The organism is Rarobacter incanus (assembly GCF_006715765.1).
Lineage (GTDB): Bacteria > Actinomycetota > Actinomycetes > Actinomycetales > Cellulomonadaceae > Rarobacter > Rarobacter incanus.
This window is the reverse complement of the sequence record NZ_VFNV01000001.1, coordinates 714,145-732,389: the sequence shown is the minus strand read 5'-3', so window position 1 is coordinate 732,389 and position 18,245 is coordinate 714,145. Positions and strand designations below refer to the sequence as shown.

The window sequence follows — 18,245 nt, the reverse complement described above, 5'->3', positions numbered from 1 at the left end:
GTTGATTCGCCTGCGATTTCGGTCTGGCGCGGCGGGACTTCGCGGCATATGCTGAAAAGTACAAGTGACGGCAACGATGCCGGATGCATCAGGGCCGTAATATTTCGAGGGCGGTTTTCGATGTCTCACACGCAACAGCGACCGGACCTGGGTCTGGTCCTCATTGAATTCCAGAACGATTTTGCTTCCCCGGGAGGCTCCCTGCATGACGCGGTGAAAGAAGTCATGGAAACGACGGGGATGGTGGATCACGCGGTGGCCGCGGCCGAGGCCGTGCGCGCAGCCGGTGGCACGGTGTTTCACACCCCAATCAGCTTCGCCGAAGGGTACGGCGAGCTAACTAAACACCCGTACGGAATCTTGAAAGGCGTTGTTGACTCGTCATCCTTTGTCAAGGGCACCTGGGGCGTGGAGATCATCGAGGAGCTTTCGCCGCAACCGGGCGACATCCTCATCGAGGGCAAACGGGGGTTGGACGCATTTTGGTCCACCGACCTCGACTTCATTTTGCGTTCGAAGGGAATAACAGAAATTGCGTTGGCGGGATTTTTGACCAACTGTTGTGTCGAGTCAACGATGCGGTCCGCGTACGAAAAGGGGTACAAGGTCGTCACTCTCACTGATGCGACGGCCGCCACTTCCCTTGCCGAGCAGGAAGCGGCAACGTCCTTCACTTACCCGATGTTTTCGAACCCGATGGAGACAGCCGACTTCATCGCCTCGCTTAGCGGCGAAAAAATCGCGGACGCAACCCGCGGTTACTGACCCGCGCCCCGGGGGTGGGGCTTTCGCTTGAGTTCGGTTCCAATCCGGGTTTGCTTGCGACGTGACGCGATATGTCGTGATGCGATGCGACGCGATATGACGTGACGTGGCGCGACGCGATATATCGTGACGTGACGTGACGCGACGTTGGCCCGCACCTAAGGTCCGGTTCCTTTCGATCCAACCGTGAAAGAATCGCGGAGAAAGGAGCCTGACCTCATGATGCCCAATGACCTAGTCCTGGTGCGCCACGGACAATCGGAAGCGAACATTGTCCAATCGGCGTCCAAACGCGGAGACGACAGCTTCTATGAAAACTCCGAGCAACTAGTTACCCTCCCCGACAGGTCCTGGCGCTTGACGCCGCAGGGTGTTGCGCAGGCCCAGCAGATCGGGCGGTGGCTGGTGGGAGAATTCGGCGACGGGTTCGACAGGTACATCGTTTCTCCCTACGTGCGTACGCGTGAAACCGCAGGCAACCTACGCCTAAGCGGCGCCTGGGAACTCAACCGGTCCGTGCGTGAACGCGACTGGGGAGTCATCGGCACCATGGCCTGGTCGCAGTTCATTGAGGAGCGCCCCCGCTCCTACGCCCTGCGTGAGGCGGACCCGCTGTATTGGGCGCCCGAGGGCGGGGAATCGATCGCCGACGTCGCTGAGAATAGGGTGCGCAACCTGCTCAGTACCCTGCATCGCGAAAGCTCCGGCGATAAGGTCATCGTTGTATCGCACGGCGAATTCATCTGGGCAACGCGGCTAGTCTTGCAGCGGTGGAGCGATGAACGCTTCGTTCGGCATGACAAGGACCCCGCTTACAAAATCCACAACTGTCACGTCTTCCACTACACGCGCCTTGACCCCGTCACGGGTGAACAGGCAAACCGGTTACGGTGGGTTCGGTCGGCGTACCCCGTGCAAGAGGCGGACGGCACGTGGGGGACCCACGTTAGCGAATGGCAGGACTTCGCGCGGCGCCGCTACACGGATGATGACCTGCTGGGTGCGATAGCGGAAGCTGAACACTTGTTGGCGCAGCCGGATGATTTGTGTGTGGCGCGTGATGGGGCCGACGCGCAACGTCAACGATAGAACGAAGAGGGACCTAAACGATGCAGCATACCCGCCCTATCCCGTGGTCGCGGGTGATCGATCGAGTGCTGCTTGTCGCTGCCGCCGGCGTGCTGATCGTGCGACCCCTCACGCTTGCGGCCGCGGGAACCTGGGTTGTACCCGGCAGATTTGAGGACGAGTTCTCCCGCCTTCTCCCGGTTGCGCTCGGCGCTATAGGAGCAGTGGTGGGGGTGCACAGAGCACTGCGATCCGCCCCCGCGACCTCCGCTTCCGCCGCGACCGCTGCTTCCGCCGCGACCGCCGCCGCCTCCGCTTCCGCCGTGACCGCCGCCGCCCCCGCTTCCGCTTCCGCCGCGACCTCCGCTTCCGCCAGGGCGCGAGCCTGGGTGTGGACCGCGACGGCGGCGACGTGGGCGGTCCTTGCCGTGTGGGTGCCCGATGCCATGACGCTGGCGTGCAGCTACGCCATTGCGCTCGGGGCTATTGCGTTAGCGCTGGCGCCCGCCAGCGTCCCGGCGGACCGCCCGCCTCGCAGAATCCGCCGCATCGTCTGGCAGACAGCAGCGTGGGCGGTGGCGGGACTCGTCCTTGTAATTTCGCTGGCCGCGGCTGGCGTTGTCATCCGCGCTGCCGCCGACCGCCCATCCATTCCAGAGGCGTACGGGCTGCAACCCGGTAATTCCTTGCCGGGAACGCTGCTTGCGTACGAGCCATATGCGGGACAAGCCCCCGCGGACGCGGACGCCTTCCTGCTCATTTACGCGACAACCCGGGCGGACGGCAGCGCGGCCACGGCCAGCGCCGTCGCGGCGATCCCGCGCAGCGCCGAGTCGGGGGAATCCCGGATCTTGGCGTGGCAGCACGGCACGACCGGCGTCTCGCGCGAGTGCGCACCGAGCCTGACCGCAACGGCGCTGTCGGAAACCGCAATTCCTGGCATAGGGCAGCTCATCGACCGCGGGTACACCGTGGTCGCCACGGACTACCCGGGGCAGGGAACGGCGGGCAGGTATCCGTATCTGATCGGCGAAGGCGAGGGTCGGGCCACCCTGGACGCGGTGCGCGCGGTGCAAGAACTGCCGCAGGTCGCGGCGACCGACCAGGTCTACCTGGCCGGCCATTCGCAGGGCGGCCATGCCACGCTGTGGGCGGCCCAGATTGCGGGCACCTACGCGCCGGAGTTCACGATCCGGGCCGTCGCCGCACTCTCCGCCGCGGCGGACCCGCTCACGCTTTCCCGCGACATCATGGGCGACAAAGGATCGTTGATCGGCAGCGTTGTCGCACCCTATGTTCTGGTGCCGTACGCGCAAGAATACGCGGATGTTTCCTTGCCGGGCATGGTGCGGCCGGGGGCGCGGGTCATCGTTGACCAGGTGGCTAGCAGGTGCGCCACCGATCCGCTCATGACGGCGGCGGCGCTGTCGGTGGCCGGGGTGACGGCGTTTGATTCGACGGGCCTGTATTCGATCGACTTTGATACAGGCCCCGTCCACGACCGATTAGCCCAAAACATCGCGAGCGGAAAGATGGCCGCCCCGCTATTCCTGGGGCAGGGGACCGACGATCAAGTGGTTCCGATCGCGATCCAGCGCGCGATGAAGGAGCGGGCCTGCCAGGCGGGTACCACCACCACCGCCGTCGAGTACGCCGGGTACGACCACATGGGAGTGATCTCAGAGTCATCGCCGCTGGTAGACGACCTGATCGCCTGGCTCGAGGACCCGGACGGTGCCCACATCTCCGGCGCGAGCCATTGCGAATAGGGGCCCGCGGTCACCGTGGCGATGCTGGCCTCCCGCGACACCTGCCTGTTACGTTCTCGCCACAAGCATGAGCGCTTGCCCGACTAGCCTCGGGTCATGCCCGCACCCGCTTCACACCTATCGACCGCCTCCGCCTCACAGATCCGCGACGTCACGGAAAAGGCGTGGACGGTCCCAGGCGTATCGATCTTGTCCGTCGGCGAACCCGATTGGGCGGTTCCCGCCCACATTCGCGAAGCCGGGATGGCCGCCTACCAGCGCGACGCCACTCACTACACGCCCAGTGGCGGGATCGCGGACCTACGCAAGGAAGTGGCGCGCGAGCGAAGCGAACGGCTGGGCGTGGACATAGATTCGTCGCGCGTGTGGGTGACCGCGGGGGGAGCGCAGGGGATCGCCCTGGCACTCATGGCTACCGTCACTCGCGGGTCGCAGGTCTTGGTGCCGGACCCGGGCTACCCACCATTCGCCACCACGACCACGCTGCTGGGCGGGATCGTTGTTCCCTATCCGCTGACCGCCGCGGGCGGATTCTTACCTGATCCCGCCGCGCTCGAAGCCCTCATAACGAACGAAACGCGCGTATTGATCCTCAATTCGCCCTCCAATCCGCTGGGCGCAGTGATCGATCCGGAACTGATGCGCCGCCTGCTCGACCTGGCTCGCCGGTACGACCTGTGGGTGTTTTCCGACGAATGTTATTCCGCGTTCCCGGGCGCGGGAACCTTCGCGTCCGCGTTGCAGCACGACGATGATGGACGAGTGCTTTGCTTGGAATCATTCTCCAAGACCTACGCGATGACCGGAGTCCGCGTGGGCACCCTGGTGGTTCCCTCGTCCCTCAACCGGTATATGCCGATGCTGCAGGAATCCCTGATTTCCTGCGTGAATCTGCCGGCCCAATACGCCGCGCTGGCCGCGCTGCGCGGCCCGCAGGATGCGGTCGGGGCGGCTGCCAACGCCATCGAGGAACGCCGCCGCTTGGTGTGCGACACCCTCGACCAGGCAGGAATCTCCTACGCAACAGACGGGGGCGGCATCTACGTGTGGGTTGATGTGCGAGATTGGTGCGGCGGCGATGTCTACGGGTGGTCCATGGACCTCATTGAACGGGACAAGGTCGCCGTCGCTCCGGGAACGGCCTTCGGTGAGCGCGGGCAGGGGTGGCTGCGTATCTCGTTGACAGCCTCGCCGGGGACCCTCCGCGAGGGGCTCAGGCGGCTGCTCGCAGCGTTGGACCGCGCCCGGATGAGCCGTGAGCTATCACCGGCGCGAAGTGTGTGAAGGCACGTGTGCGCTTGCACCGCCGGACCCGAATGCAGTCCGCGAGGCGCACTGGCTACACTATCCGGGTGCCACCTTCCCAAACCCCGCGAGTTTTGGGGCCCAACCCCCGACTCCAGTTGACGCCGCGCGCGGCGCATGGCGTGCCGGCCCGCTTCCGCTCCGCGCGATGCGCACGCCTTTTTACGGCGGTGGCCGTAGCCGTGGTTGCACTGGCGGGAATATGGGCGCTGCACGTTGCGGCGGCGGGGAACGCGCAGGCGGGGCCTCGTCCCGCAATTGAGGTTTCCGCGACATCCCGCATCGCCAAGAGCGGAGCAATTAAGTCTCGATACTCGGTCAGCGTGAACGCCAAGCACGCGGGCAAGTACAAGACCGTGCGGGTCGCCGTCCGCAAGTCATCGAAACCCGCCAAACGTTGGCGCCAAGGCGCGCGCAGTGTCAGGCTCACGTGGAAATCGGGTGCCTACCGGGGGTCATTCGCTGTCACGTCGCGGTTTCGACCCGTGGCAGTCGTCTCGGCGCAGGTGCGCGGAAAACAGGTCACCGTCAAGAAGAAGGGCCCGCGCGCGGGCGATACGCTGGCGACCGGACGCAACTTCTCCACCGTGCGGGGTCGGCCACTCGCCGTGTCTATTTCTGTGCTGCCCGCGCGCGCACGGGTCGTGAAGTTACAACGACTGGCGGGGAGCCGATGGCAAACCGCACAGGTCCGGCGCATCAGCGGTTCGAAACGCGCAACCGTCAAATTCCAGGTGGCAGCCTCAACCCCCGGGCAGACCCGCTGGCGGGTGACAGCCAACAAGACGACGTTGGCGCGCAGCGAAGTCGCCGCCTTCACGGTTGAGGTGGCGCCGCTGCCAATCTCACGCGTCGCAGCGAATACGTCACAGATTTCCGCAACGTCCCGGACCCCCGGCACGGTGAGCGCCGTTATCAACCCCAGTCGGTCAAGGACGGTCAACCTGCAGGAGTATTCGGTTCGGTTGGGCAGGTGGGTCACCCAGAAAACCAAGAAGGCGGGCCCCCAGGCCGGGGCCAGCAAGGTGACATTCACGCTTCCCGAACGTCCGGCTGGAACCAGTTCGTGGCGGATCCAGGTGCCCGAAAAGCTTGGTACCGGAACCAGCGGAGCGTCCTCGTCCGTGACCGCGACAACGACGCTGGAAGCCAACGGGCCGTTGCTCGGGATCGACAGCTACGCGAGCGCGCGATCGCTGGCGGCGCCCTTTGTCGTGGCGCACCGCGGCGGCCCCGCAAGGTACCCCGAGTCATCGAAAGAGGGGTACGCGGCCGCCGCGGCGGCCGGATTTGCTGTCGAGGTGGATCTGCGCGTCCTGGCAGACGGCACGCTTGTCGTGAACCACGACACGACCACAGGGCGCACGCTTTACGACCCCGCGGCGCCGGGTGCTTCATACGCGCTCAAAGACATCGACTTGGCCACCTGGTCGCGGCTGGAAACGGGGCCCGCATACGAGGGCGGGCCGACGGGCACCCCGTTGACCTTCGACCAGTTCCTTGACGAATTCGGCGGTCGGGTGCTCTTTATCGCCGATATAAAATCGTCCGCGCTGGTCAAACAGGTCGTCAACAAGCTTGCCGACCGCGGCCTGGCGGACACCGCCATTTTGCAGTCGACCAGCGATGAGGGCGTGCGCAACGCCCTTGCGCAGGGAGAACAGCGCGGCGTGAACATCAACGCGCGCCGCCTCCTTGCCGCCGATTTCTTCCAAGCGCCCGCGGCCACCGTCAATGCGCGCCTGAAATCCTTGTTCGCTGGTGGGTACCGCGATCTGTTGGGGTGCTCGTATAAGAACATGGCGGCGACCGTGCTGCCGTATCTGGAAAAGAACGGCGGGGGGTCCGTGATTCCCTACGGCGTTACCGAATCCGGACAGGTCATCGGGCTCATCGGACGATCAGACTTCGGCGGATTCTCGTCCGATGATCCGTGGTCCGTCTGGTCGCACGTGCAAGGGTCGTAAGGGGGGCGGGCCTCGTTCCTCAATGAGCGAAACCACGGGTTCGTGACGCGCTAGACACCGCTGTGACCGGGTGGTCCGCGTTGGGTGCCAGTAGGCTGGTCGGGTGAATCAAGCCGCCGCGACATCAGCAACTCACCAGTGGCGATCATTCGCCGTTGCCGCGTCGGTGGCGGCAATGACCATTCTCGACCTCAGCAAGGTCAACGTCACACTGCCCTCCGTCGAAGCGTCGCTGGGGGCTTCATCGAGCCAGCTGCAACTGATCGTTTCCGGGTATGTGCTGGCGTTCGGGCTGGCGCTTGTGCCGATGGGGCGCCTCGGGGACCAGCGGTCCAGGCGCACGCTGTTCCTGGTCGGTCTGCCGCTGTTCGCGGTCATGAGCGCCGCGTGCGCCCTGGCGCAAACTCCCGAGCAACTGCTGCTGGCGCGCCTGGCGCAGGGCGTTGCGGCGGGTATCCAAATGCCGCAAGTCGTCGGGACCATCCAGCAGGTATTCACGGGGCCCGCGCGCGCAAAGGCGTTCGGGTTGTTCGGGTCGGTGATCGGTGTTTCCACCGCGTTTGGCCCCACTCTTGGTGGCCTCATGATCGCGCTGGGTGGCGCGCGTGACGGGTGGCGTTGGGTGTTCTGGATGAACGTTCCGCTAGCGCTCCTGGTCATAGCCGGGGTGATCTGGCTGCTGCCAAACTCGCAGGCCGGTCCCAAACAAAAGCTGTCGCTCGATCCCGTCGGCATCCTCTTGTTCGGCGTGACGGTGACGGCGCTGATGACGCCGTTCCTGCTGACCACGGGCGCCAGCACGGATGACCCACGGCGGTGGTGGTTGCTGGCTGTTGCCGCGCTGGCCGCTGCCGTCTTCGTGGGGTGGGAGGGGCGCTACGCGGTTGCGGGCAAGGCGCCGCTGATCCCGTTGAAGCTCTTCCGCATTTCCTCGTTTCGGAACGGGACTTTGGTGATCGCGGCGTATTTCTCCGCGATTCCGGCCATGTTCTTGCTGACCACGCTCTTCTTGCAGTTGGGCGTCGGCGTCGAACCGGTCTACGCCGGGATGGTCAGCATCGGATTCGCGCTGGTCAGCGCCGTTTCCGCGTGGTACGGGGGGCGGTTGGTTATCAACCACGGTCGGCCCGTGGTCGTTGTCGGGCTTGTCGTGATACTTGCCGCGACGGTGGGCATGGGTGCGGCCGCGGCGTGGGCTCCCGCGGGCATAGTTGAATGGGTGATGGCCGGGATCATGGCGCTTGCCGGGGCCGGCGGCGGCCTGGTCGTTGCCCCGAACCAGGCATTGACGCTGGGACACGTGCCGATCCGCGATGGTGGGTTGGCGGGTTCCGTGGGACAACTTGGCCAGCGCATCGGGACCGCGATCGGCAGCGCCGTCGCCCTCGCGATCTTCTACGCGACCATCTACCACGAGGGCGGCCACCAGGCACGCGATCTGGGTGTCTTCCGGGACGGGTATCGGTTCGGAATGCTGGCGGTGTCCGGGTTCTTGGCGCTGGCCCTGCTGATCGCGCTAGTTGACATGGGCGCCCGGCGGCGGGCGCCGCGGGCAAAAGAATAGGGGTGTGGCAACCATGGAAAAGCAGGACTTTCCGCAAGTTGATCGAGGTTGCGGGGAGAGAAAATGCGAACCCGGTCGAGTCCTGATGAGGGTCCGGTGGTCCGACGTTGACCTATTCGGGCACGTCAACAACGGGGCGTTTCTGAGGTATCTCGATGATGCGCGTTTCGCGCTGTTTCCGAATATGGGTGTTGACGCGTCCGGGGCGATGACGGCGTCGCTGCTTGTGGTCGTCAAGCATGAAATTGACTACGTGTCGCCGTTGACGTTTCGGCAACAGCCGTTCGTGGTTTCGGTCTGGGTGCCCAGAATCGGGACATCGTCGGTGGACTTTGCATACGAGATTATGGACGAGGGCTCCGCTGGGACCACCTACCTGCGCGCGCGGTCGCGCATGGTGCAGCTGGATCACGCGTCCCGCGCACCGAGGGCCTTCACCGCCGAGGAACGCGCCGCGTTCGAGCAGTTTTGCGGGGACGTTCCGCAGTTGCACGCCTTCTAACTGTTAGGTTGCGCCGTCCGCCGGGCCGCTTTGCGCAGGTGCCCCGGCAATCGGGATAAATCCGGACAAGTGTGCAACAGTGGTCATGCAACAACCGAACCGATTGAAGGAGGCCATCATGGTCGTGAGCAAGGCTGCAACAAAGTGGCAGGGAACCCTGTTCGAGGGATCCGGTCGGGTGAATCTGGTGAGTTCGGGCGCAGCTGACCTGCCTGTCGATTGGAAGGCGCGTTCAGAGGGCTCCGACAAGACAACTACTCCCGAGGAACTGATTGCGGCGGCGCATTCGGCGTGTTTCGCCATGGCATTCAGCAACGCGCTGACGGAGTTCGGTACCCCTCCCACCTCCGTCGATGTCGCCGCATCCGTCGGTTTCAAGCCGGGTGTAGGCATCACCGGCAGCGCACTGACGGTGACGGCAAGCGTCCCGGGCATTTCGGAGCAGGATTTCCAGCGAATTGCCGCGGAAGCGAAATCGGGGTGCCCTGTCTCGGTCGCACTGTCCGGCATCGACATAACGCTCCAGGCGACGCTCGCGCAGGACTGACCGCGCGGTCGGTCGGCGTTGCGCGCCCGCTGGTGGTTTCGGCTGTTCGCGCGGTCGCCGGTGGCCACACAGCGGCGGCCATGCGGGTAGTCTCGGTGGCTATGAAGGTAGTGATCATCGGTGGCCACGGGAAAGTCGCCTTGCTCCTTGCGCGCGCGCTGGCGGACCGCGGACAGCGCGTTGTGAGTGCCGTCCGTAACCCGCTTCACGTCGCAGACGTGGAGCGGGTCGGTGCGACGGGGGTGCTTCTCGATATCGAGAATGCGAGCCTTGGCGAGGTGACCGAAACCGTGCGGGGAGCAGATGTCGTCGTATTCGCCGCGGGAGCGGGCGCCGGCTCCGGTGCCGAAAGGAAGTGGTCGGTCGACCGCGATGGTGCGATGCTGGCCGCAGACGCGTCGGAAATAGCTGGAGTGGCGCGGCTCATCGTGGTCTCCGCGATGGGAGCGGACCTAGCGGACCCGGGCAGCACCGACGTGTTTCAAATCTATTTGCGAGCCAAGGCCGAAGCCGATGCGTCGGTGCGAGCCCGCGACCTTGCCTGGACCATCGTGCGCCCGGGCAGGCTCACGGACGGGGCGGCCACCGGGCGCATAACGTTGGGCCAAGACTTGGCGCGGGGGGAGATAACGAGGGCGGATGTCGCCGACCTTCTTTGCGAGCTTGCGGTCACCGGGCACGGCGAGCGTCGGCAATTCGACGTGGTTTCAGGGGAGACCCCGATCGCGCAGGCCGCCGCTGCCGTGTAGGCGCTGTGTCTGCGGTCGCATAGAATCTCGACCACCACGTTTACCACAAAGAGGAGAGCGCCATGGCTGCCAAGAAGGTTGGGATTCTCACTGCTGGCGGCGATAGCCCGGGACTGAATGCGGCCATTCGCGGATTCGGGAAGACCGCGGTCGGCCACTACCACATGGAGCTGCTGGGGTTTCGCGACGGCATCACCGGGCTTGTCGAGGACCGACACGAACCCCTGGACGGCCGGGCCCTGGCGGGCATCTTGACTATTGGCGGCACAATCCTGGGCACCTCGCGTGAAAAGGTGCACAAGTTCACGACCCCGGATGGCCCCGTCGACATGGTGCCGACGGTCGTAGAGAACTACGAGCGGGAGGGCCTCGACGGCCTCATTATGCTTGGCGGCGGCGGCACCGCGAAGAACGCGAAGCGCCTGGTCGACGCCGGGCTCAACGTCATCCACTTGCCGAAAACAATCGACAACGACATTGCCGAGACGGATACGACGTTTGGATTCGCCACCGCGATGGAAATTGCCACGGACGCGATCGACCGCGTCCATTCGACCGCGCACTCGCACCACCGGATCATCCTCACCGAGATCATGGGGCACCGCGCCGGATGGCTGACGCTGGGCGCGGGGATCGCTGGCGGGGCCGACATCATCTTGATCCCCGAGATCCCGTACACGGTTGAGTCGGTCGCACGCACCATCGGGGAGCGCACGCGGCGGGGGTCCAGCTTCTCCGTCGTCGCGGTGGCGGAGGGCGCGCGCGACGTGAAGGATTCCGCGGACTACGAAGCAGCGCGCCTTTTAGTGAAGGCGGCGAAGACGCCCGAGCAGCAGCGGGCCGCGCGGGCGCACCTGCGAAATGTCGAGGATACCCAGCGGGAGCACACGTTCACGCTGGCGCGTGAGCTCGAGGCCGCGACGGGGCTCGAGGCGCGGGTGACGATTTTGGGGTACGTCCAGCGTGGCGGGTCGCCATCGGCCGCGGACCGCGTCCTCGCGACTCGACTGGGTGCTGCCGCCGCTGATCTGGTAGCCGACGGCGAATTTGGTGTGATGGTGGCCGCCAAGGGAGAAGAAGCGGTGCCGGTGCCGTTGGCAAAGGTTTCCGGAAAGACGAAGTTGGTTCCGCCGGATCACGCGTGGGTCCAGGCCGCCAGGAAGGTTGGCACCGGGTTAGGTGACTAGGCCTTGAAGCGATCGTGAACACTCACCAAACTGTCGCTGACCTGGGCCGATGGCTCCCCGCGGCGATGCGAAACTGGGCGGGTGCTTCACGAAACATATGCGAATAGCCCCCTTACGGAACCGTCGATTGCCGTGGGTGGAGTGCGATCCCTGGGGCAAATCGCGCAGGATCTGCACGTGGTCAGCGCCGAAATGCCGGTGAGCGAACTCGAACTGCTGTTTCGAGCCGAACGCCTGCGATTCGTCGGCGTCGCCGGGAACGATCCGAACAGCTTTGGCCTCATCACGCGCGCCCACTACGGGATGATGTTGACGGGTCGGCTGGGCTACGGCCGGGCCGTGCACTCGCGGCGCCGGGTGGAAGAGATCACCGACTTTGCACCCCTGGTGCTGGGGCCCGAGGTGCTTATTGCGGACGCTGCGGCGCGGGCCATGGCGCGCGGCTTCAAACGGCGGTACGACCCGATTGTCGTGGCGGGGGAGCAGTGGCGATACGCCGAGTCGGGCGACGTGACGAGGGCGCTCGTATCCGCTTTGTCCGCCCGCACGCGCCGCGACGCCTTGACGGGAATCCCCACGAGGCTGGCCGTTATGGCGGACCTCGCTCGCCGGTGCGAGAAGGCGGCGGGCGGGCGCGCCCGCATCGCACTCTTGCTGGTGCGCGTGCGTGCACTTGGGAAGATCAATGCCGCATACGGGAGCAACGGGGGCGACGCGGTGCTGCGAGCGGTGAGTGAATCGTTGGGGAATCACCGGGCGCCGGGGGCCGAAGTCGGAAGGATATCGGGCCGCGTCTTTTCCGTGGCAGTCTCCCTCCCCGACGCCGACGAATTGACCATAGCGGCGAGCGTTGACGCGATCCGGGAGTCGCAGGTTCGCGGTTTGGCTTGCGTCCCGCGGGGAATTCCGCAGTCAGTGTGGCCGGACTTCAATTTTGGAGTGAGCTGGACGAGCGGAACGATCACGAGCGCGGATGACTTGATGAGGGTGGCCGAGGAACGGCTGCGGGCGGATCGCCGCCGCTGACCCGCCGTCACCTGCGCTGATGCGCCTGGCTGTCCAGCCAGCCAACTGGCCAGCCAGCCAACCGGGCCGGGGGCAGCGCGGCCCAGCGGTCCGGCCCCGGCCGGGATGCGCGACCCGATGATCGCGTGAAGGTGACCAGCGCCACATTATTCCGGGAACATTTCTGATCCGCGCGCGGTTACGTATGATTGTATGCAAACGCATACAAGAACGCAGTCTCGCGCTCGGATGGAGTGGTTGCAATGCAGTTCGGGATTTTCACAGTGGGCGACGTAACGCGCGACCCGGTCAGCGGCATTACTCCATCGGAGGCCGAACGGATCCGCAACGCGGTGGCGATCGCCAAGAAGGCCGAAGATGCAGGCTTCGACGTCTACGCCACCGGCGAACACCACAACTCGCCGTTCTACACCTCGGCGCCGACAACCTTCCTGGCGTACATCGCGGCGCAGACAGAAAAAATCGTTCTGTCGACCTCGACCACCCTGATCACAACGAACGACCCGGTGCGCATCGCCGAAGAATACTCGATGCTCCAGCACCTCTCCGGCGGGCGGATGGACCTGATGCTCGGCCGCGGGAACACCGCCCCGGTGTATCCCTGGTTCGGCAAGGACATTCGCGAATCGCTCCCGCTTGCCCTCGAAAACTACAACCTGCTGCACAAGCTGTGGCACAACGACGTGGTCGATTTCGAGGGGCGCTACAGGACGCCGTTGCAGGGGTTCACCTCGACGCCGCGCCCCCTTGACGACGTGCCGCCGTTCGTCTGGCACGGCTCGATCCGCACCCCGGAAATCGCCGAGCAGGCCGCCTACTACGGCGACGGATTCTTCGCCAACGGGATCTTCTGGCCCATGCGCCACTTCCAAAAACTCATCGAGCTTTACAGGCGCCGCTTCGAGCACTACGGTCACGGCACCCAAAAGCAGGCGATTGTTGGCGTGGGGTCGCAACTGTTTGTCCGCCCCAATTCGCAAGATGCGATGAACGAGTTCCGCCCCTACTTCGATTCGTCGCCCGTCTATGGTGGCGGTCCCGACTTGGAAACCGTAAGCGAGGCGACACCATTGTTTGTCGGCAGTCCGCAGCAGGTCATCGACCGGATCATGGAGTTGCCCGAGTACTTTGGTGACTACCAACGCCAGATGTTCCTGGTCGACCACGGCGGGCTGCCCGTCAAGACCGTCCTGGAACAGCTCGACATCATCGGTGAGCAGATCCTCCCCGTCGTGCGGAAGGAAATGGCGGCGCGGCGCGCCGATGGGGTGGCGGAGGCCCCGACGCACGGGGAACTCGTCCATAAAAAATATGGGGACAAGCCGGCTCGCCAGCCGCGCCCCAACGCCAATCGCGGCGATAACGTGACCGGAACCTCTCCCTACCAGGATTCGGACCCCGCGAAGCCAGCCGTCATGCCGGCGCTGTGAGACGCCGATGACTACCTCCGACACACGAATGCCTGATCCCGCGGTTGCGCAAGGGGGCCTCGATCGCGAGGCGATCAAAATTGCGAACCTGGCCTGGGAAACCCTGCTGCGCGCGCACGCCTCGATGATGCGCGGGTTTCTGGCCGACGACATTTGGGACCAGATAAGCGCGCGCGAATACGACGTGCTCTACACGCTGTCGAAGGCGCGCGGCCCGGTGCGCCAGTCCGAAGTGCTGCGCGGCGTCGTGCTCAGCCAGCCCGCGCTGTCGCGCCTGATCGACCGCCTGGTGTGCCGCGGGCTGGTGACCAGAGCCGACGATCCGGACGACCGCAGGTCGGTGCTGCTGGGACTGAGCGACCGCGGGCGCGAGCTGCAGCGCGCGGTTGGAACACGGCACGGGAAGATCGTTGCCGAACGCATGTGGCAGCATCTGGACCGAGAAGAAATGGCGACCCTGACCGCGCTCGCCGCGAAACTGACCTAGGAGAATTACTGTGGATCCGAAGACACTATCGTTGGTGGCTGTAAGCGCGGGTGTGTCCGACCCCTCGACCACCCGGATGCTCGCCGAGCGAATCGGCCTTGCGGCCCGCGACCACATTGTGAGCCGCGACGCGGATGCGCGGGTCGATTTTCGCGTCATTGACCTGCGGCCGCTCGCCGCGGATATCGCGGCTGCCGCCGCCGGTGGTATCACCTCCCAAGCCTTGCGGGACGCCATGGATGCAGTCCGCGGCGCCGACGGGCTCATCGCCGTTTCGCCCGTGTTCAAGGCAGGGATGACGGGGCTGTTCAAGTCATTCTTCGACATCGCCGACGACGATAGCCTCATCGCGATGCCGGTTCTGCTTGCCGCCACCGCGGGCACGCCGCGCCATGCGCTCGTCATCGAATCGGCCATGCGGCCGCTGTTTTCCTACTTGCGGGCGTTCACCGTGCCGACCGGTGTATTCGCCGCTACGGAAGATTGGGCGCGCCCCTCGGCACTGACCGAGCGGATCAAGCGTGCCGCCGGCGAATTTGCGGTCTTGGTGGGCGCGGGCGTTCGGGCACGAGTGTTGGACGTCAACCGCACCGCCTACGGTCGCTCGTTCGAGTCTGTTGCCGCCGAACGCGGGGAAGTAGACGCCATAGACTTTGACACCGATTTGATGCGGCTCGCAACGGGCGGTTCCGCTAACTAGCTGCCTGTGCCTGTGCCTGTGCTTGTGCCTGTGCTTGTGCCTGTGCTTGTGCTTGTGCTTGTGCTTGTGCTTGTGCTTGTGCCTGTGCCTGTGCCTGTGCCTGTGCCTGTGCCTGCGCCTGCGCCCGTGCCCGTGCCCGCGCCCACGCCGCGGGCGCGGCGCAGCTGCGCCAAGCGCTCCACCAACTGGAGCTGCGGGACCAGGGCCTGGTGCGGCGCCACCGTCCGATCCGGGCGTGCCGCGGCCTTCCCCGGCGGGGGGGCGAGGCTGCGGACCTGGTCGCGTAAGCTCATCATCTTGTCGTCCAGATCGGCGGCCACGCGCGCCGAATCGGTAAGACCCGCCACGATTTCGGGCGGCACCTGGCGTTCGTATTTGTAGTAGATCTTGTGTTCCAAGGACGCCCAAAAGTCCATCGCGATCGTGCGAATCTGGATTTCGACCGGCACGTGTTCCGTCCCAGACGACAAAAACACCGGCACCGTGCAGATCAGGTGCAGACTGCGGTACCCATTCGGTTTCGGGTTCGCGATGTAGTCCTTGACTTCCAAAATGGTCAGATCGTCCTGCATGCTTAGCGCCTCGAGAACCCGGTAGATATCGGGAACAAAGGAGCACACGATTCGCACCCCGGCGATATCAAAGATCGACCTCTTGATCGCATCAAAATTGGCCGCGCACCCCTTGCGCTCGATCTTCCCCAACACTGAGGCGGGCGATTTTACGCGCGAGGTGATGTGTTCGATGGGGTTTTCGTTGTGTAGATGAGAGAACTCGTCCCTAAGAATGTTGACCTTGGTGAGGATTTCGTCAATCGCGAACTTGTATTGGAGCATGAAGCGCGTGAATTCGTCGCGCAGGGATTCGAGTTGCTCCAAGCCATCCGGCGCGCCGAAAAAATCGAGTAGATCGGCCGGAGTGGGTACTTCGGTGTCGCTCATGTCACTATCGTAGGCACGTTTGCTGGGTGGCCCGCGCATGCCAGTAGGGTGGGGCCATGCACACGGTCCTGATAATCCTGCTCGCCCTCAATGTCGCCTTCAACTGCGCGGTTTGGCCGCAGTTTGTGCGCAGAGTCAATGCGGACGAGCGCTCCCGGGATGCCGCGGGCAGGCCCACGAAGTTCCTGCGCGTGCACCGGGTGCTGTTCGCGGCGGTCGGGGTCGTGACCCTGGTCTCGCTGGCGGGCGTCGTCGCGGCGCTTGTCGCCTAGTCGCCTCCTCGCGCGGCAAACTCCTCGGCGACCAGCGTCAATGCCTGGTCGCAGCCGAGGTTAAGATCTGTTGCAATCCGCACGAAATCGGCGACTGCCCGCCGCTGGGCCTGATCCGCGTGGTCGGCTGCCGAGCTGACGAATGTGCCTTGCCGCCCGCGAGTTTCGATGATGCCCGCGGCTTCGAGCTCGCGGTAGGACCGCGCCACCGTGTTGACGGCCAGGCCCAGTTCGGAAGCCAGGGTGCGGACGGTGGGCAGGCGTTCGCCTGCGCGTAGGTCCCCGCCGGTGACCATCGCGGCGATCCTCGTGCGCACCTGCTCGAAGGGGGACAGGGGGCTGGCCGGGTCGTATCCGATGTCCACGGTTCGCGACCTTTCGTGTGGGGTGTGGTTCAACCTTAGCCCGCGCGCGGTGGCGGTGTGGGCGGGTGCCATGCCAATATTTCGGGTACTCGCCCGGCGGTGCGGGCCGCAGTGGACTCGCCATCGCATCGCCGGATCCTCGCAAGGGGCGTAACCTGAAAAACATGACAACTTCCCCCGCGCAACCCTTTGTACCCGCCGTGCGACTCAACAACGGTACGCAAATCCCCGCCGTTGGCCTTGGCACCTACAAATTGAATGGTGTCGATGGTTCGAAAGCGATCGGTTCGGCGCTGGACGTCGGATACCGGCTGGTTGACTCCGCGTTCAACTACGAAAACGAGGGCACGGTCGGCCACGCCGTGCGAACGTCGCAGGTTCCCAGGGACCAGATTTTCGTCACCTCCAAGCTCCCCGGCCGCCACCAGCAGTACGACCAGGCGATCACCACCGTCCAGGAATCGGTGTATCGCACCGGGTTGGACTACATCGACCTGTACCTGATTCACTGGCCGAACCCGCAGGTCGGCAAGTACGTTGAGGCGTACCGCGCGCTGGTTGACCTGATGAAAGACGGACTCATCAAGGCCGTGGGCGTCTCCAACTTTCTGCCCGAGCACCTGCACGCCGTCATCGATGCGACGGGAGTGGTCCCCGTCATCAACCAGATCGAATTTCACCCCTACTTCCCGCAGATCGATGCCATCAAGGTGCACCGGGAATTGGGCATCCAGACGGAGTCGTGGAGTCCCGTGGGGCGCGGCAACACGGTGGCGAGCGAGCCTATCGTGCAACAGATCGCGGCAAAGCACGGCAAATCCCCGGTGCAGGTGATTCTGCGCTGGCACACGCAGCTTGGTACGATCCCGCTGCCGAAGTCGGCCACACCGTCGCGCCAATTGGAAAACCTCAGCATTTTCGATTTCACATTGAGCGACGAGGACATCGCCGCCATTACCTCACTGGGCCGCGAAGATGGGCGTCTTGCGAACCAGGATCCGGCTGTCTACGAGGAATTCTGAGAATCCTTTGGCATTACGCTCGCGTTGAGACGCAGCGAGGGGGCGCACCGAATGCTCGGTGCGCCCCCTCGCTGCTCTTTGCCGGTCTACCTGCTACTTGATCTGCGAGCGCAGGAACCAGGCGTGCTGGTCCAGATTCTGGCCGATTGCTATCAGGTGGTCCTGCGTGAGCATGTCCTCGTCCAGTTCCGGAAGCACGGCCTTGATGCGGTCGCTGACAGCATCAATGCGTTCGGAGAAGATCCGCACCACCTTGTCGGAACCGATGGGGCCCGCGCCGATGTCGTCCACCTGGGAAGACGAAGCAATCGTTGCGGCGCGACCGTCTGGGGAGACGCCCAACTGCGCCAGGCGCTCGGCGACCGTGTCGTAGGAGTTGCGGACGTCGGTGACTATCTCGTCCAATTCGAGGTGAATCGAGCGAAAGTGTGGTCCGTGCACATTCCAATGGGCCTGTTTGCCGAGCAACGAAAGATCGATCAGATCGACGAGGGTGGCCTGCAGAATTTCCGCGGTTCGCGGCGAAGCGGTTGGCATGGTTACCTCCTAGATAGGGTCGATCCAGCATATCGAGGATCG

Annotated in this window: 19 protein-coding genes; 16 read left to right on the top strand and 3 right to left on the bottom strand. The window is 64.7% G+C overall.

Annotation, left to right across the window (positions count from 1 at the left end):
• The first annotated feature begins 120 nt into the window (after positions 1-120).
• From FB389_RS03090 to FB389_RS03025, 14 genes are all read left to right on the top strand, one after another.
• Positions 121-765, top strand: a complete 645-nt coding sequence (locus FB389_RS03090; protein WP_142111308.1) for a cysteine hydrolase family protein — start codon at positions 121-123, stop codon at positions 763-765.
• A gap of 219 nt (positions 766-984) precedes the next feature.
• Positions 985-1,854, top strand: a complete 870-nt coding sequence (locus FB389_RS03085; RefSeq protein ID WP_142111307.1) for a histidine phosphatase family protein — start codon at positions 985-987, stop codon at positions 1,852-1,854.
• A gap of 20 nt (positions 1,855-1,874) precedes the next feature.
• A complete protein-coding gene (locus FB389_RS03080) occupies positions 1,875-3,602 on the top strand; it encodes a lipase family protein (RefSeq protein WP_142111306.1) in 1,728 nt (575 codons plus the stop codon).
• Between the two features lie 96 nt (positions 3,603-3,698).
• Entirely contained in the window at positions 3,699-4,886 is a 1,188-nt protein-coding gene (locus FB389_RS03075; RefSeq protein WP_142111305.1) for a pyridoxal phosphate-dependent aminotransferase, read from the top strand.
• A 68-nt stretch (positions 4,887-4,954) separates the two neighbouring features.
• The gene (locus FB389_RS03070) at positions 4,955-6,874 is read left to right on the top strand and encodes a glycerophosphodiester phosphodiesterase (RefSeq protein ID WP_170207844.1); all 1,920 of its coding nucleotides are present in this window, start codon (positions 4,955-4,957) and stop codon (positions 6,872-6,874) included.
• Between the two features lie 175 nt (positions 6,875-7,049).
• The gene (locus FB389_RS03065; protein WP_142113474.1) at positions 7,050-8,438 is read left to right on the top strand and encodes an MFS transporter; all 1,389 of its coding nucleotides are present in this window, start codon (positions 7,050-7,052) and stop codon (positions 8,436-8,438) included.
• Between the two features lie 85 nt (positions 8,439-8,523).
• The gene (locus FB389_RS03060; RefSeq protein ID WP_246043491.1) at positions 8,524-8,940 is read left to right on the top strand and encodes an acyl-CoA thioesterase; all 417 of its coding nucleotides are present in this window, start codon (positions 8,524-8,526) and stop codon (positions 8,938-8,940) included.
• 115 nt (positions 8,941-9,055) lie between these two features.
• Positions 9,056-9,487 (top strand): OsmC family peroxiredoxin, encoded by a 432-nt coding sequence (locus tag FB389_RS03055; protein WP_142113470.1) that lies wholly within the window; start codon positions 9,056-9,058, stop codon positions 9,485-9,487.
• A gap of 101 nt (positions 9,488-9,588) precedes the next feature.
• On the top strand, positions 9,589-10,236 hold the full coding sequence (locus FB389_RS03050) for an NAD(P)H-binding protein (protein WP_142111303.1): 648 nt from the start codon (positions 9,589-9,591) through the stop codon (positions 10,234-10,236).
• 62 nt (positions 10,237-10,298) lie between these two features.
• Positions 10,299-11,423, top strand: coding sequence for an ATP-dependent 6-phosphofructokinase (locus tag FB389_RS03045; RefSeq protein WP_142111302.1), 1,125 nt, complete (start codon positions 10,299-10,301; stop codon positions 11,421-11,423).
• 81 nt (positions 11,424-11,504) lie between these two features.
• Entirely contained in the window at positions 11,505-12,449 is a 945-nt protein-coding gene (locus FB389_RS03040; RefSeq protein ID WP_142111301.1) for a GGDEF domain-containing protein, read from the top strand.
• Positions 12,450-12,691: 242 nt separating this feature from the next.
• Complete coding sequence (locus tag FB389_RS03035) at positions 12,692-13,879, top strand: CE1758 family FMN-dependent luciferase-like monooxygenase (RefSeq protein WP_142111300.1); 1,188 nt, start codon at positions 12,692-12,694, stop codon at positions 13,877-13,879.
• Positions 13,880-13,907: 28 nt separating this feature from the next.
• Positions 13,908-14,366: a MarR family winged helix-turn-helix transcriptional regulator gene (locus FB389_RS03030; protein ID WP_211344939.1), complete on the top strand. Its 459-nt coding sequence runs from the start codon at positions 13,908-13,910 to the stop codon at positions 14,364-14,366.
• 10 nt (positions 14,367-14,376) lie between these two features.
• A complete protein-coding gene (locus tag FB389_RS03025) occupies positions 14,377-15,066 on the top strand; it encodes a CE1759 family FMN reductase (protein ID WP_246043490.1) in 690 nt (229 codons plus the stop codon).
• Here the strand turns inward: FB389_RS03025 and FB389_RS10820 are convergent.
• A complete protein-coding gene (locus FB389_RS10820) occupies positions 15,063-16,007 on the bottom strand; it encodes a GTP pyrophosphokinase (protein WP_211344938.1) in 945 nt (314 codons plus the stop codon). The two genes, FB389_RS03025 and FB389_RS10820, sit on opposite strands and share 4 nt — an antisense overlap.
• Before the next feature lie 56 nt (positions 16,008-16,063).
• Here FB389_RS10820 and FB389_RS03015 point away from each other — a divergent pair, with 56 nt between their 5' ends.
• Positions 16,064-16,279 carry an SCO4848 family membrane protein gene (locus tag FB389_RS03015; RefSeq protein WP_142111298.1) on the top strand — a complete coding sequence of 72 codons (216 nt, stop codon included), beginning with the start codon at positions 16,064-16,066 and terminating at the stop codon, positions 16,277-16,279.
• On the opposite strand, the gene FB389_RS03010 is transcribed toward FB389_RS03015, so the two are convergent.
• Positions 16,276-16,644 (bottom strand): GntR family transcriptional regulator, encoded by a 369-nt coding sequence (locus FB389_RS03010; RefSeq protein ID WP_246043489.1) that lies wholly within the window; start codon positions 16,642-16,644, stop codon positions 16,276-16,278. The genes FB389_RS03015 and FB389_RS03010 overlap by 4 nt on opposite strands.
• A gap of 164 nt (positions 16,645-16,808) precedes the next feature.
• Between FB389_RS03010 and FB389_RS03005 the strand changes: the two genes are divergently transcribed.
• Positions 16,809-17,666, top strand: coding sequence for an aldo/keto reductase (locus FB389_RS03005; RefSeq protein ID WP_142111296.1), 858 nt, complete (start codon positions 16,809-16,811; stop codon positions 17,664-17,666).
• A gap of 93 nt (positions 17,667-17,759) precedes the next feature.
• Here FB389_RS03005 and FB389_RS03000 read toward each other — a convergent pair whose 3' ends face one another.
• Positions 17,760-18,203, bottom strand: coding sequence for a Dps family protein (locus FB389_RS03000; protein WP_142111295.1), 444 nt, complete (start codon positions 18,201-18,203; stop codon positions 17,760-17,762).
• Positions 18,204-18,245 lie beyond the last annotated feature (42 nt).

Coding starts and splice junctions, on each gene's coding strand:
- FB389_RS03090 (WP_142111308.1), top strand. CDS start 121: ATGTCTCACACGCAACAGCGACCGGACCTGGGTCTGGTCCTCATTGAA.
- FB389_RS03085 (WP_142111307.1), top strand. CDS start 985: ATGATGCCCAATGACCTAGTCCTGGTGCGCCACGGACAATCGGAAGCG.
- FB389_RS03080 (WP_142111306.1), top strand. CDS start 1,875: ATGCAGCATACCCGCCCTATCCCGTGGTCGCGGGTGATCGATCGAGTG.
- FB389_RS03075 (WP_142111305.1), top strand. CDS start 3,699: ATGCCCGCACCCGCTTCACACCTATCGACCGCCTCCGCCTCACAGATC.
- FB389_RS03065 (WP_142113474.1), top strand. CDS start 7,050: ATGACCATTCTCGACCTCAGCAAGGTCAACGTCACACTGCCCTCCGTC.
- FB389_RS03060 (WP_246043491.1), top strand. CDS start 8,524: ATGAGGGTCCGGTGGTCCGACGTTGACCTATTCGGGCACGTCAACAAC.
- FB389_RS03050 (WP_142111303.1), top strand. CDS start 9,589: ATGAAGGTAGTGATCATCGGTGGCCACGGGAAAGTCGCCTTGCTCCTT.
- FB389_RS03045 (WP_142111302.1), top strand. CDS start 10,299: ATGGCTGCCAAGAAGGTTGGGATTCTCACTGCTGGCGGCGATAGCCCG.
- FB389_RS03035 (WP_142111300.1), top strand. CDS start 12,692: ATGCAGTTCGGGATTTTCACAGTGGGCGACGTAACGCGCGACCCGGTC.
- FB389_RS03030 (WP_211344939.1), top strand. CDS start 13,908: ATGCCTGATCCCGCGGTTGCGCAAGGGGGCCTCGATCGCGAGGCGATC.
- FB389_RS10820 (WP_211344938.1), bottom strand. CDS start 16,007: ATGAGCGACACCGAAGTACCCACTCCGGCCGATCTACTCGATTTTTTC.
- FB389_RS03015 (WP_142111298.1), top strand. CDS start 16,064: ATGCACACGGTCCTGATAATCCTGCTCGCCCTCAATGTCGCCTTCAAC.
- FB389_RS03005 (WP_142111296.1), top strand. CDS start 16,809: ATGACAACTTCCCCCGCGCAACCCTTTGTACCCGCCGTGCGACTCAAC.
- FB389_RS03000 (WP_142111295.1), bottom strand. CDS start 18,203: ATGCCAACCGCTTCGCCGCGAACCGCGGAAATTCTGCAGGCCACCCTC.